Source organism: Novosphingobium sp. AP12 (assembly GCF_000281975.1).
Classification (GTDB): Bacteria; Pseudomonadota; Alphaproteobacteria; order Sphingomonadales; family Sphingomonadaceae; genus Novosphingobium.
This window is the reverse complement of record NZ_AKKE01000016.1, coordinates 1-12,276: the sequence shown is the minus strand read 5'-3', so window position 1 is coordinate 12,276 and position 12,276 is coordinate 1. Positions and strand designations below refer to the sequence as shown.

The 12,276-nt window shown below is 62.2% G+C and carries 10 protein-coding genes and 2 pseudogenes; 4 read left to right on the top strand and 8 right to left on the bottom strand.

From position 1 onward, the window contains the following. Nucleotides 1-145: 145 nt before the first annotated feature. Together PMI02_RS03400 and PMI02_RS03395 are read right to left on the bottom strand one after the other, a co-directional pair. Nucleotides 146-1,720 carry a hypothetical protein gene (locus PMI02_RS03400; RefSeq protein ID WP_007678762.1) on the bottom strand — a complete coding sequence of 525 codons (1,575 nt, stop codon included), beginning with the start codon at nt 1,718-1,720 and terminating at the stop codon, nt 146-148. Between the two features lie 285 nt (nt 1,721-2,005). Beyond that, nucleotides 2,006-2,941, bottom strand: coding sequence for a site-specific integrase (locus PMI02_RS03395; protein ID WP_007678760.1), 936 nt, complete (start codon nt 2,939-2,941; stop codon nt 2,006-2,008). 15 nt (nt 2,942-2,956) lie between these two features. Here PMI02_RS03395 and PMI02_RS28145 point away from each other — a divergent pair, with 15 nt between their 5' ends. Further along, nucleotides 2,957-3,091, top strand: a complete 135-nt coding sequence (locus tag PMI02_RS28145) for a hypothetical protein (protein WP_255348704.1) — start codon at nt 2,957-2,959, stop codon at nt 3,089-3,091. A 156-nt stretch (nt 3,092-3,247) separates the two neighbouring features. Here the strand turns inward: PMI02_RS28145 and PMI02_RS03390 are convergent. From PMI02_RS03390 to PMI02_RS03375, 4 genes and pseudogenes are all read right to left on the bottom strand, one after another. After that, nucleotides 3,248-3,977: pseudogene (locus PMI02_RS03390) on the bottom strand (IS5 family transposase); the annotation flags it as partial. Between the two features lie 183 nt (nt 3,978-4,160). Continuing rightward, complete coding sequence (locus PMI02_RS03385) at nt 4,161-4,895, bottom strand: phosphatase PAP2 family protein (protein ID WP_238538965.1); 735 nt, start codon at nt 4,893-4,895, stop codon at nt 4,161-4,163. A 120-nt stretch (nt 4,896-5,015) separates the two neighbouring features. Beyond that, on the bottom strand, nt 5,016-6,545 hold the full coding sequence (locus PMI02_RS03380; protein ID WP_007678750.1) for an arylsulfatase: 1,530 nt from the start codon (nt 6,543-6,545) through the stop codon (nt 5,016-5,018). Nucleotides 6,546-6,973: 428 nt separating this feature from the next. Next, nucleotides 6,974-7,666, bottom strand: coding sequence for a DUF3313 family protein (locus PMI02_RS03375; RefSeq protein WP_007678748.1), 693 nt, complete (start codon nt 7,664-7,666; stop codon nt 6,974-6,976). A 211-nt stretch (nt 7,667-7,877) separates the two neighbouring features. Here PMI02_RS03375 and PMI02_RS03370 point away from each other — a divergent pair, with 211 nt between their 5' ends. Both PMI02_RS03370 and PMI02_RS03365 read left to right on the top strand, forming a co-directional pair. Further along, nucleotides 7,878-8,882, top strand: a complete 1,005-nt coding sequence (locus tag PMI02_RS03370) for a transporter (protein ID WP_007678746.1) — start codon at nt 7,878-7,880, stop codon at nt 8,880-8,882. 57 nt (nt 8,883-8,939) lie between these two features. Beyond that, the gene (locus PMI02_RS03365; protein WP_007678744.1) at nt 8,940-10,115 is read left to right on the top strand and encodes a BamA/TamA family outer membrane protein; all 1,176 of its coding nucleotides are present in this window, start codon (nt 8,940-8,942) and stop codon (nt 10,113-10,115) included. Nucleotides 10,116-10,403: 288 nt separating this feature from the next. Here PMI02_RS03365 and PMI02_RS03360 read toward each other — a convergent pair whose 3' ends face one another. Next, on the bottom strand, nt 10,404-11,057 hold the full coding sequence (locus PMI02_RS03360; protein WP_238538972.1) for a DUF3313 domain-containing protein: 654 nt from the start codon (nt 11,055-11,057) through the stop codon (nt 10,404-10,406). A gap of 245 nt (nt 11,058-11,302) precedes the next feature. Here PMI02_RS03360 and PMI02_RS03355 point away from each other — a divergent pair, with 245 nt between their 5' ends. Continuing rightward, nucleotides 11,303-12,172, top strand: a complete 870-nt coding sequence (locus tag PMI02_RS03355; protein ID WP_007678740.1) for a Na+-dependent transporter — start codon at nt 11,303-11,305, stop codon at nt 12,170-12,172. Here PMI02_RS03355 and PMI02_RS27855 read toward each other — a convergent pair. Next, nucleotides 12,163-12,276 (bottom strand): annotated as a pseudogene (locus PMI02_RS27855) (formylglycine-generating enzyme family protein); the annotation flags it as partial. The gene PMI02_RS03355 and the pseudogene PMI02_RS27855 sit on opposite strands and share 10 nt — an antisense overlap.

The following is a 12,276-nucleotide window of genomic DNA, read 5'->3' as shown; positions in this document are numbered from 1 at the left end:
CGGACGGACGGGTCAGTTGAAGCGAACGTCGTTATCTGGTCGAGTCCGGAACAAAAAATCTGCATATATGGCGGAGCATGTCCGGTCGAACCGCATTTTCTGAATGCGCTGCGGGTGCCGGGCAAGCCCCCGTAGAGCGCCGACATCAGGTCCGCGCGGCCTCGGCGGTCTGAACGGCAATGAAACGGGCTAGCGGAATTTCGGGGAGAGATCGTTGCGTAGCCATCTCACGAGCGACGAGTGCCATTTCGATCCACCGCAAATCGTCGTCGTCACCTCGCTGCGCGAATGCACTCCAGGCGATAACACTGGCCCAAAAGGCGCGCTTCGGTTCCAGCACCGTCTCGATAATCGCGGCGATCCGGTCGTCGATCTTACGCTTACCCCGGATCGCTGCGGCAACATCGTCGCCATTCTCGAACCAGGACTCAAGTTGAGGGTTGGTTGCGAGCCATCGCCCGGAGCCGCGCACTGCGCGCTCGACCGCTTTAGAATTGCTCGCTGCATCGCCCACGTCCTCAAGCATCGAGGCAACAAGATCGTGCACCGATACAGCCCTGGGCGCCACATCCAAGAGTCCGATGAGCGTGATAGCTTGCACGAGACCAAATGGGGGTGGTGAACTCGCTGAGCCGTCCGCAAGGGCGCTGCTCAGGAGCAGTGCGGCGTCCTCGGCAGTCGTTTCATTGACCGTCATCTCAGACGCGATGTGGTCGAGCATATCTTCGATCTCAGACCTGGGTAGCGAGGCCGCTACCCAGGCGTCCCGCACACCGTGCCCCTGCTTGACCAGAATCGAAACCAGCGCGTTCTTTCTGCCCTGCTTGATAGATGCGAATAGGCTTTGGGCCCCTGCCCCGTCGCGCTCGGATATCAAGAGCTCCCTGACCTGAATTGCGGGTCGCTTCTCAGGCACCGACCCGAATGCTCGCGCGGCTTTAATGATCGCATCGATCGCACGGCGCCGATCTTCAGGCACCCAGTTGCGGATCAGCATGAGGTTGGTAACCGACGTTGCCGACACACGCCCTCGGGTGGCGGTCTCTTCGATCATGGAGGCTAAGGGGGTCGCAATCGCAGGTTCTGCAAGCAGCCACCCGATAGCGGCCTCGCGCAGACTGGAATCGTCGGCGAGGACAAGACCTTCCAGGAGACTGAGTTGCAACCCGGCAGGCATGGCTGCGGTCAATTCGGCGAACTGGCTGTGGATCAGGAACGGATCACCCTCACAGGCTCTCACCAAGTCCTTCAACATTTTATTAACACCGGGCGGCGGAAGATTGTGCGGGCCGGCTCCGGTCTGGATCATCGCGTGATCCATGGCGCTACGTATATCGTCCCCCACCTCGACGCCGGCCCGAGAAAATGCCGAGACCAGTGCCATCGCTGCCGTCGGCATGAGCTTGCCGATAAGCATCTGCTGAGCAATCGCGGTCTTGACGTTCTCTATGGCCATGGTCGCATGACCGTTGCCGGCCTCGCTTCGCTGCCGCAGCTGCTCGAGAGTGTGGCCAAGCATAAAGGAATAGGCGTGATGCATCATCGCGTCAGGCCGCTTCTTGCGCCCTTCGGCACCCGCGAGGTCAACGATGAGCAGCAGGGCTTCGGGCTGCTCCGCCAGCATATCTCCGACACTGTGTGCCCCGGGCGACATTGCCCCCGAGCGGATATCGTCGCGAACCATGCGCGCGATCTGTTGAATGGCGGCACGTGGCGTCACGATTGATGCTCCTTTCTCGAAGGGGGATTGCGTCATCGGTACAACTGCTGGCGGGGCGACGACAATCCCATTTTGCCGCCGCCCGCATATCAAGGTTGGCCAGATAAAGCCGAAGAGCACGTTCGTGCACGCATCAACGCCGCAAGGGCGCTGATGCGAGGCGCACCCGCAAGCGGATGCGCTGGCGCGTCGGCGGGCGCCGCGCTGAACAGCGACTAGGCGTCAATCAGGTCGTCATCCTCGAATGCCACGGGCACGGACTGCCGGCGGCGCGTCGGCTTGACCTTACGCACATTCACAGAAGCTGATCATGTTCTTGATGTGCGCGGCATAATGCTTCTGGATCATCTCGACGCTGGTCCGGCAGTTTTGCGCGACTGCGTAGACATCGGCGCCTTCCATCAGCCGCAAACAGATATACGTGTGGCGTAGCGAGTACGCGGTTCGCGCCTTGCAATCGCGGTCCAGCTTGAGCTCAGCCCGGGCAAGCACACCGTTGAACAGTTTTACGTGATTGCCGGGAAAGACCTTGTCGGTCGGTTTCGGCAGCTCCGCCTCGGGCACTTCAGGTGCCTCGTCGATTCCAGCCCAGCGCCGTCGTTGCGCCGCGCGGCGGCTTTCCGCTTGCCCAGGTCTGGGACTATTGAGCAGCCGCTCATAGGGGCGAACGGCATTGGGCATACTCTTGCAGAAGCCCACCCCTCGCTTGCCGCGCACCTCGATTTCCAGGATATGTTGCCCCGTCTCATCGTCATTGACGATTTCGACATCCCGGTGCGCGAGGTTCGAAACTTCATCGGGCCTCAGGCCCGTGTTTGCCATGAACAGGACGTAGTCGTGAACCTGCTGCGCACTCCACGCAAAGTGGGCGTGGAATGGCTCCTTGGCATAGGCTCCGGTTGCCTTGTAAAGCTGCTTGTACTCGGCAGGACTGAACCAGGGTCGATGCTCGACCTTGCTCGAAGCGCGATAAGGACTGGAGATGTCGGGCAGGTGCGACAACCAGCCGTGGCTCACGGCGCTGCGCAGCACCTGGCGCAGCGTCACGATTTCGTTGTGAAGGGTTTTTCGGGCAGGCGCCTTGCCCGAGACCGGGCGATTGCTCTTCGAATGCGGATTGGCGATGCCCCGCGAAGACATCCGGTGCACCCGGTACTCCTGCACTTTGCCGCCCGTGATCTCGGAGAGGCCAAGGTCGCCAAAGAACGGCAGCAGATGCACGCGAAGGCGAATACCGTGCCCCTCTCTCCAACGCTTGCTGCGCTGGCCCTCGGTGACGATCTCGTATTCGCGCAGGAACTGGCTAGCAGCTTCCTTGAAGGTCTTCTCGGTCTTGAGGATGCCGGCGTGCAGTTTGCCCTAGCGTGGTAACATTCCCTGCTCTGGCCACGCTAACGGCCGCATCACCACGGCTGATATTAGAACCATTTTCCCCCATTGCGATTGAGCCGCCCACGGCATCAACCGCATGAACCCAAGAAATGCTCTTGGCCAAATCGAGCCCGACGGTGGTATTATCCCGGTCGTCTCCCAATCCTTGGCGAGCCGACGGCATCGGCCAAGCCACGCGAAAGTCCGTTCGACGACTCATCGGCGGGGCAGTATGTGGAAGCGCTTGGCCTTGTCAGAACGTTTGATGATCTCGATCGTCTAGGCCCCCGATCCGGCCAGTGCATTCCTGAGCTTGTCACCGGCATAGCCTCCGGCGAAGACATGGCGCAGCCAGTGGAAACGATGGCGGACGGCTTCGAGGACATCGACGGCGCCGTCACGATCCTGGATATCGGCCGTGTGCACGAGGATGAAGATCAGAAACCCGCAGGTGTCGGTCAGGATGCGCCGCTCCCTGCCTTTGATCTTCTTGCCCGCATCATAGCCGCAAGGGCCGCCGCTTTCCGTGGTTTTCACTGATTGGCTGTCGATGACGCTGGCACTGGGAGAGGCTTCGCGCCCCTCGATCTCGCGCAGGTTCATGACCAGCACCGTGTTCATCGCATCGAGAAGCCCGGCATCGCGCCAAGGGTAAAAGTACCGCTGAACGGTTGAGACCGGCGGAAAGCACTTCGGTAGCAGCCGCTCGCGGCAATGTAGAGCAACGCATTCAGCAACTCGCGCAGGTTGGCGGTTCGACGCCGCTCGCACGCTTCGCCGGGGGGTATGAACGGCGCTGCCACCTCCCAGTCTCGATCCGTCATATCACTGGAATAGCGCAGCCCGCTTCGACTATGCTCCTGCGAGCAATACCAGTCCATGCCATCAATCTCTCCATCTCTTCGCAAGGACGGCTCGAATCACAAACGACTGGTATTGCTCAACAACTTTCGGGTCAGGCTCTAAACGCATGGCGATTTCGGAAACCACGGGGCGTGGCCGTGAATCGCTTGTTCGGACGGTAAGGTACCGTACAGTGAATGATGACAAGGAGTCACGTGACTATCCGTCAAGGAGTCGCTGCTGCGGCGGTCTCCCCGGCGCACGCCTCGGCCGGAGGTGCAAGTTGCTGCCCGGCAATTTCCCCCTGCGCCGCCTCGACGTCAGCGCGGAATTGCTGCGCGGCATGAAGGCGAGCGATGGTGGCCGAGGCCATCAGCCTACCGGCATCCACGTCGCTGGCCCAGTGGACATTGCACACGAGCCGGCTGTCGCCGAAATCCCGCCCGCGCTGGAGGATTGCGTCGGCGCGGCCGGGCATCACCTCGGCCAGCACGAGGGCCCAGCCCCAGCCCACCGCGCTATGTCCTGAAGGGTACGAGCCGTCACTGCGCAGCGCCGCTTCGTCCGGCGGATAGCACGAGGCATTGCCATGTACGACAAAGGGCCTGACGCGCTGGTAGTGAACTTTGGCCTTGTAGGTAGAAAGGCCGACATCGATCATTGTCTTGCCGAGGAGCCGGTAGAGCACTGGCGTCTTTTTCGGATCCGGCGACACCCCGGATGCGCAAGCAAACGTTTGGAGCGCATGCGCAGGCTTGAGGTCGGCGTCGCTGGCGGCATGGAGGAAGCGTGGACTTCCCGGCTTGCGCGCCATCGATTTGCTCACTTCCTCGTCGCGGGCGAAGGCCTCCGTCTTCGGGCCTGGCGGCGCGGGAAGCAGCGCGAGGCTGTCGGGAAGCTCGCTCAGTTCGAGATAACCCTTGGGCATACCCGCCGGCAGCTTGGGGAAGCCTGCGGGCATCTGCCCCGCCGTTGCCGGCGCGGCTGCCGTGGGCTCGCCAGCTCCCTGAACTGCCGCGGTCGCGATGACCGCGGCAGCTCCGAGCGACGCCACCGTTGGGGGATAGCGGCTAGGCATCGGTCAACTCGAACCGGCGCTTGCGTCTGCCATCTTTGCGATCGCGTCGTCGATGGTGAAGCTGTTGGGCTTCTGCACGGGCGGGAAGTCCTTGAAGGTCTCGGCAAATTTCGCCGCAGCGAGTTGTGCAAGGAATATGAAATAGAGATTGTGCAGCGACCATTCGTAATAGGTATTGGATGTTACATCGGCGAACTCGTACGGATCGGTACGCAGGTTAAAAATCTTCGGCAGACGAAGTCGCGTAAAGGGTTCGGCCCAGACCTGCAGTGTCCCCTGGCATCGCTGCTCCATAAAGACGATCTTCCAGTTGTCGAAGCGGAGCGCGAGGATGTCACCGTCGTCACTGATATAGAAGAAAATCTCGCGAGGGCTTTTTTCCTTTCCGGTGATGTGCCCCAGCAGGCTCATGCCATCGATATGGTTCTTGTAGATCCGACCGTTGGCCTCGTAGCCGTCTTTTAGTTTGTCCACGACGTCGGGAGCGCCAGCCATTTCGAGGAAGGTGGGCAGCCAGTCATGGTGCTGGACGATACCGTTCGAAACGGACCCCGCTTCGACCTTCCCCGGCCAACGGATCACCTGCGGGATGCGGAAGGCGCCTTCCCAGTTGGTGTTCTTCTCGCTGCGGAAGGGCGTCGTGCCGGCATCCGGCCAGGAATTGCGGTGGGGCCCGTTGTCGGTCGAGTACATCACGAACGTATCGTCAGCGATGCCAAGCTCATCAAGAAGGTCTAGGATCGCGCCGACGTTTCCATCATGGTCCATCATCGTGTCGTGATAGTCGGATTGCCAGCGGCCCGCCTGACCCTTGTTCTCGGGTTTTGGGTGGGTGTACAAGTGCATGTGCGTGAAGTTCACCCACACGAAGAAAGGCTGGTCGTCGTCCTTTTGCCGCTTGATGAAGTCGGTAGCGGCTGCCAGAAACTCGTCGTCGCAGGTTTCCATTCGCTTCTTGGTGAGAGGGCCGGTGTCGGTCACTTTCTGCTTACCAACGCGGCCCCAGCGCTCCTCCTCGGTCGGATCATCCACGTCGCTAGCCCAGCTGTGGATCACGCCGCGCGGCCCGAATGTCGCCGCAAACCGGGGGTCCTTTGGGTAATCGTCCATTTCCGGCTCCTCCTCGGCGTTGAGGTGGTAGAGGTTGCCGAAGAACTCGTCGAAACCGTGATTGGTCGGCAGCATGTGGTTGAGGTCGCCAAGGTGGTTCTTGCCGAACTGTCCGGTCGCGTAGCCCTGCTCCTTGAGTAGCGCGGCGATCGTGGTGGTCTTGTCGTTCATGCCGATCGCAGCAGCCGGGATGCCCACCTTGGACAGGCCAGTGCGCAGCACGCTCTGCCCGGTGATGAAGGAAGAGCGCCCGGCAGTGCAGCTTTGCTCACCATAGCTATCGGTGAACATCATGCCTTCCTTGGCGATTCGGTCGATGTTGGGCGTCTGGTATCCCATCAACCCCTTCGTGTAGCAGCTGAGGTTGCTGATCCCGATATCGTCACCCCAGATAACCAGGATGTTCGGCTTTCCATTCGGCATGGCTTGATGTCCTTCTGCTCAAAATGCCGGGGAACTTTCGGAGAGTGAAGTGAGTCCGGCCATCGGGGATTTCCCCTAACATTCGAACCAAATGCCCTGATCGGGTCAGCTCCTGCCAGTAGGCTCAGGCGCGCCGATGAGCCGGCGAGGCGCCGCCGTCCGGCGAGTTTGGCGATCAAGAAAGGGAGGGACGCAATCCGGCCGGTCCAGAATGCTCAGCCCGAAAGGGCCGGATTGCGTCAGTTTGCCGGCAGCGGGCGATGGTCACAGCCGCTTCCGAAGAGTGGTGAGTGCCGGCCGCGCCTTAACGGCCCGCCGGTCAGCGATCGTCAATTCAATTAAATGGGCCCGGCAGACCAGGAGTGATATCAGGTGTAATACCGATCTCGCCCCACTGGAACGCCATCAATTCATGAGAAATACCGTGTCTACTTCGCGCGCATGCCGTCGACGTTCACCGGCGAGAGCGCCTTGAGTTCGCCAAGCCCGGCGGCACTCTTCTTCGCCCAGCTCGCGAACAGCTGCTCGAACTCGGAACCGTTGGTGACGCTGTTGCGGATGTAGGGCTGGACGTCGTCGAGAGCGCGCTTGTCGACCGCACGGCCGAGGATCGCGCCGGTCTGCGAATCCCGCGCCTCGAGTACGAGCGTTGCGCTGCCGGCATCCTTTGAGAACGTCCAAGTCCGGCCGGCGGACATGGTATCGGGCGAGGTGACGTCTAGATCGACCACGGCGGTGGCGACCCGGAGCACTCCGGGCCCGCCCTGCTGGACGACCTCGTAGCCCGCCTTCTGGTAGGCATCGACAAACAGCTTCTGGAAGCCCGCCTTGGCCTGATCGAGAATGCGCTGTGCCTGCTCGTTCGAGATGCTCCCCATTGCCGAAAGCGTGTTGTGGTCGCGTTCCCAGTTCTTGCGGAATGCTATCTGCGTCGGATCGAGCATGACCTTGCTATAAACCCTGAAGTCTGCATTCGCCTGCAGGTAGACCGCGCCCATCTTCTTGGACGGGACATGTAGCAGGCCGTCCCAAGTGTCCGGCGCCTTCGCCGAAAACGCGGGTGTAGCCGCCATCAGCAGCAGCGGAAGGACGATGGCTCTGGAAAGCTGGCGGGTGCGCATGTCTTGGTCTCCTGTCCCGGGGTTAAAGAACAGAAAGCTAGGCCGAGCCCTAGGCTCGTTACCATCGGGCGGACCCCTGCTTTCAGAAGAATTATCCGCAGGTCGATCGTCCTTCGCGGATAGCCGTACGCGAATCCGGGGTAATCCCTGATTTAGCGCCGGCCTCGCCTGTCGCAGTCTGCCGGCTGCAACAATGGAGCGAGAGCGACCCATGAACGAACGCATATCCAAGCGTCGCATGTTGAACGCCATGGCCGTGGCGGCCGTAGGCGGCCTGGCCTTCCTCGGCCAGCAGGCGAGTGCTGCCGAGGGTGGCAGCACCGTCTACCTGCTGGGATCGGGGGGGGCCGAGGCCGCCGTCCTGCCCCCAGTGGAGGGGCTGTTCCTCGACAATACCTATTATTACTACGACGGCGACATCGCTGCGGATCGCAGCCTGGTGGTGGGCGGCAATGTCGTCCTGGGCCTCGATGCGACCATCGTCGCGCAGTTCACCACCGCTTTGTGGGTCCCTTCGACAAAATTCCTGGGCGGTACAGTGGCGATGGGCCTCACCCTTCCCGTCGGCGCACCGATGGTCAAAGCGTCCGCGGTGCTGAGCGGCCCGGGCGGGCAGGTTCTGGAGGCGTTGCGCCGCGACAGTACCCTGACGATTGGCGACCCGCTCGCCACCGCCGAACTCGGCTGGACCTGGGACAAGCTGCACGTCACCGCCAGCACCCTCGTCAACATACCCGTGGGCCATTACCGCGAGGACCAGCTCGCCAACCTTTCGTTTCAGCGGTGGGCGGGCGACGCCTCGCTGGCGGCCAGTTGGCACGATACTAAGTCGGGCTGGGACGTCAGCGCCAAGGCCGGCGTGACCTTCAACGGCACCAATAAGTACACCGACTACGACAGCGGCAACGATTTTCATTTGGAAGCGGCGATCGAAAAGACCTTCTCGCCCAAGTTCTCGGCCGGCGTGCAGGGCTACTACTATAACCAGATCAGCGCCGACAGCGGCCCCGGCGCGGTGCTCGGCCCCAATGAGGGCGAGGTGACGGGCGTGGGCGTCACTGCCGCTTACAACACCGTCATGGGCCGCAGCCCCGCCACGTTCCGCATCCGGGCCTTCAAGGAATTCGACGCCAAGCGCCGGCTCGAAGGGAGCTCGGTCATGGTCAGCCTATCGCTGCCGCTGAAGATGATCCTGCCGCCACGCGCGGCCGAATGACAAAAAGTCCCTGAACAACAAGCGCTGGGGCGCACGCACCCTGTAAGGAGAAAACGGATGTCCAAGGTCGCGCACACGACCCCGGCCCGGTTGGGCGTACTGCTACCCATCCTCGCCATGGGCCTGCCGACGTCAGCTCTGGCGCAGAACCAGGTTGCCGAGATGGCCACCGGCTCCGTCACGGCTTCCACCGCGCGGGTGACCGCGGAAGAGGACCCGGAAAAGCTAAAGACGATGAAGCCCGACCTTCTGGTTGTGCCGATCCCGCTAGCAAATCCAACTTTGGGCGCTGGTCTGATGGGAGCGGCTGTGCTGTTCTACAATCCGAATGGAAGCGACTCGCCATGGGTCTCGGGCGCGGGAGGACTCTACACCAGCAACAAAAGCTGGGGCGGCGCGGCCTTCCACAGCATGTCGCTCGCAGACGACCGGTTCAAGGTCCTTCTGTTCGGTGGCTACGCCAACATCAACATCAATTTCTACGGCATCGGTGGATCGGCCGGCGACCGTGACGTGTCGATCAAACTGGTCGACAAGGGTATCATGGGACTAGCGCAAGGCCAGTACCGCGTCGCGCCCAACCTTTACGTCGGCGCGCGGTACCAGGTGATGGACCTCAACACTGAGATCAGGCGCGAGAACCCACTGTTTCCCGATGCCGATCTGCCCCTGCCGGAGTTCAAGAGCACGATTTCTGGAATCGGCCCCTCGATCACCTACGACAGCCGTGACAACCAATTCGCGCCCCGCACAGGCGCCGACATCACGCTGGTCGGCACATTCAACTTCAAGGATCTTGACAGCGATTTCACGTACAACAAGTGGCAGTTCGCGGCGAATGGCTACTTCCCGGTGACCTCGACCGGGACGCTAGCGGTCAATGGCGCGGTATGCGCGGTATCGAAGGGCGGACCGTTCTACGACTTGTGCATGTACGGTCAGGCTGGTGAACTGCGGGGCTACGAGATGGGACGGTACCGCGACCGCGCCTCCTGGGCGGCGCAGCTCGAATGGCGCCAGAAGCTCGACGAGAAATTCGGCGCGGTATGGTTTGCCGGGGTCGGCGGCATCGCCAAAAGCCTCGGTGATCTAGGCGATACCACCATGCTACCCAGCGCCGGCATGGGCCTGCGCTACAAGGCGTCAAAGGAAACCGGCATCAACCTGCGTCTGGACCTGGCCATCGGCAAGGACTCGCAGGCGATTTACTTCGGCATCGGCGAGGTTTTCTGAAAAAGGTTTGGTCCAATTTTTCGTCCGCTACTCCATTGATGGCGTGCGGTTTCCATCCGGAGCCCTCGCCAGCGAACGGGTGCCCCATGGCCCCGATCGGACATCGCCAGCGGTTCTCGCGCGACCGACCCGGAACGAGGCCCTGCTCGCCCGCTGGCGCTTCGCGTCTCCAATATTTCCCCCCTCCGGGGGGATGGGGAGATCGTTGCTGTCCGGCCTAACGGGGCAGACATCCCTCGACCGCCCGCCACAAGAGCCCTCCCCGCCCACTTCGCTGGGCTGGGCGGGTTAGCGCCCTTCAGGCGCGGGAGACTTCGCCGCGACCAGTCGCGCGCGCAGCTTGTCGGCCACGGCCGACGCGACCGCCTTTACGGTGTCGGTGGTGGAGAGCGTGGCGGTGATATCGAGCGCATCGGGTGCTTCGCGGCGTACGGCGGCTGCCAGTAACTCTCCGGTCTTGGAATCGAACAGCTCGAAGGCCAGTAAAACCGAGCCTGAGAAGCTGCCCTTCTGCCCGGTGATGCTCTTGTAGGCATTGGTCAGCGCACCGATCGGCATGACCGAGGACACGGTGCCCACCCCAGTGGTCGTCTTGGTGGCGCCGACGATGGTGAACTTAAGGCGCATGGCGTCCGACGCAGGCGCACCCACGACCTTGAACGACTTCGCCATTTTCTCTTTCAGCGCCTCGGTCAGGATGCCGGCGAACTTCTCGCGCTCCGCCATTGGGATACTGTCGAACTGTGCATCGGTGCCCTGATAGACCACTGTCGGCACGATCTGGATCGCGTCGTACTTCGCGAGGGCCAGGCCCGGCTTGATGTAGGTCCACGACTCCTTCTTGTCGTGTTTCAGTTCGTCGGCTGATTTTAGCGCTGACGGTGCATGGTCGTTGGTTTGCCCCAACACGCTCACACCCCATGAAACACCGCCCAGGCCCACGAGCAAGGTCCCCAACGCTATCCTCACTGCAATTCTTTTCATGACTGCCTCCGTATCCGGGCATTTGCGTCAACCGGGCAGACAGCTTGCAGCCAGTGACCGTCCGCCACCATTGGGGTTGTTCCCGATGCGGCTCCACGTATTTCCCGATCTGCAGGCATTCCGCGGCCATGCTGCGGGGTTTCCCTGATGAAAACCCGGCTGCGAAAGAGCGATGATGACGGCCTTCAGAAAAGGAGCGGCTCATGGAAGTTCTCAAGCACCTGCTACCCATCCTACTGACGGTAAGCCTTGCCCTACTCGTCGTCGCCGCGGGAATTGCATCGTCGCGAGGGGACTTCGCTTCCGTCGTCGCCCGCCCCTCCCTGCTGGCCCGCGCTTTCGTGGCCATCGTCGTCATCCCGGTGATCGCTGCGATCGCGATCATGTCGGCCTTCCCGATCTCCAATGCTGCCAAGGCCGGCATCTTCCTGATGGCGATCTCCCCGGTGCCGCCGCTGATGCCCGGAAAGGCAATGAAGTTCGGCGGCAACGCAGGCTACATCTACGGACTGCAGGGCGCCGCCGCGCTGATGGCGCTGCTGACGGTGCCGGCGCTTGGCGCGCTGGGTGCCCGGCTCTATGAGGTCCACGCGCAGTTCCCCGTCGGCATCGTCGCGCGCAACATCTTCGTCGGGCTGGTGGTGCCGCTCGCGATCGGCCTCGCCATCGGGCGCTGGTTGTTTCCCAAGGCTTCGCCCGCCCTGCCGCGCACCGTCATCCTGGTCGCGAACTTGTTGCTGGTGGCGGCGTTCGTGCCCCTGCTGATTGGCGCTGCGCCCGAGATGGGCAAGCTGATCGGCGACGGCACAATGGTCGCCATGGCGATCGTCGTCGTCATCGCGCTGGCGGGCGGACACTTCCTGGGCGGCCCGAGCGAGCAGGACCGGCCGACGCTCGCCGTCGCCGCTTCGCTGCGCCATCCCGGCATCGCGCTGGCCCTGGCGGGCGCCAACCACGCGGCCAAGCCGGTGACGGCGGCCGTCCTGCTGTTCATGCTGGTGGGGATGGTGGTGCTGATCCTCTACCAATTGGCGATGAAGAAGCGCAGCCCGGTACCGGCCGCTCAGCCTTGAGCGGTCGGCCTTGCCACGCACCGGAAGCCGATATGCGAAGTGGAGGTATCGACCGGGTGTGCGTGGCGGGCCGCCGGGCGGTAGCGCCGACAATAGTTGGGCGC

Bases quoted from the DNA above. Each gene is read 5' to 3' on its own strand.
- PMI02_RS03370 (WP_007678746.1), top strand. From the start codon at position 7,878: ATGAACGAACGCATATCCAAGCGTCGCATGTTGAACGCCATGGCCGTG.
- PMI02_RS03355 (WP_007678740.1), top strand. From the start codon at position 11,303: ATGGAAGTTCTCAAGCACCTGCTACCCATCCTACTGACGGTAAGCCTT.
- PMI02_RS03385 (WP_238538965.1), bottom strand. From the start codon at position 4,895: ATGCCCGCAGGCTTCCCCAAGCTGCCGGCGGGTATGCCCAAGGGTTAT.
- PMI02_RS03365 (WP_007678744.1), top strand. From the start codon at position 8,940: ATGTCCAAGGTCGCGCACACGACCCCGGCCCGGTTGGGCGTACTGCTA.
- PMI02_RS03380 (WP_007678750.1), bottom strand. From the start codon at position 6,545: ATGCCGAATGGAAAGCCGAACATCCTGGTTATCTGGGGTGACGATATC.
- PMI02_RS03375 (WP_007678748.1), bottom strand. From the start codon at position 7,666: ATGCGCACCCGCCAGCTTTCCAGAGCCATCGTCCTTCCGCTGCTGCTG.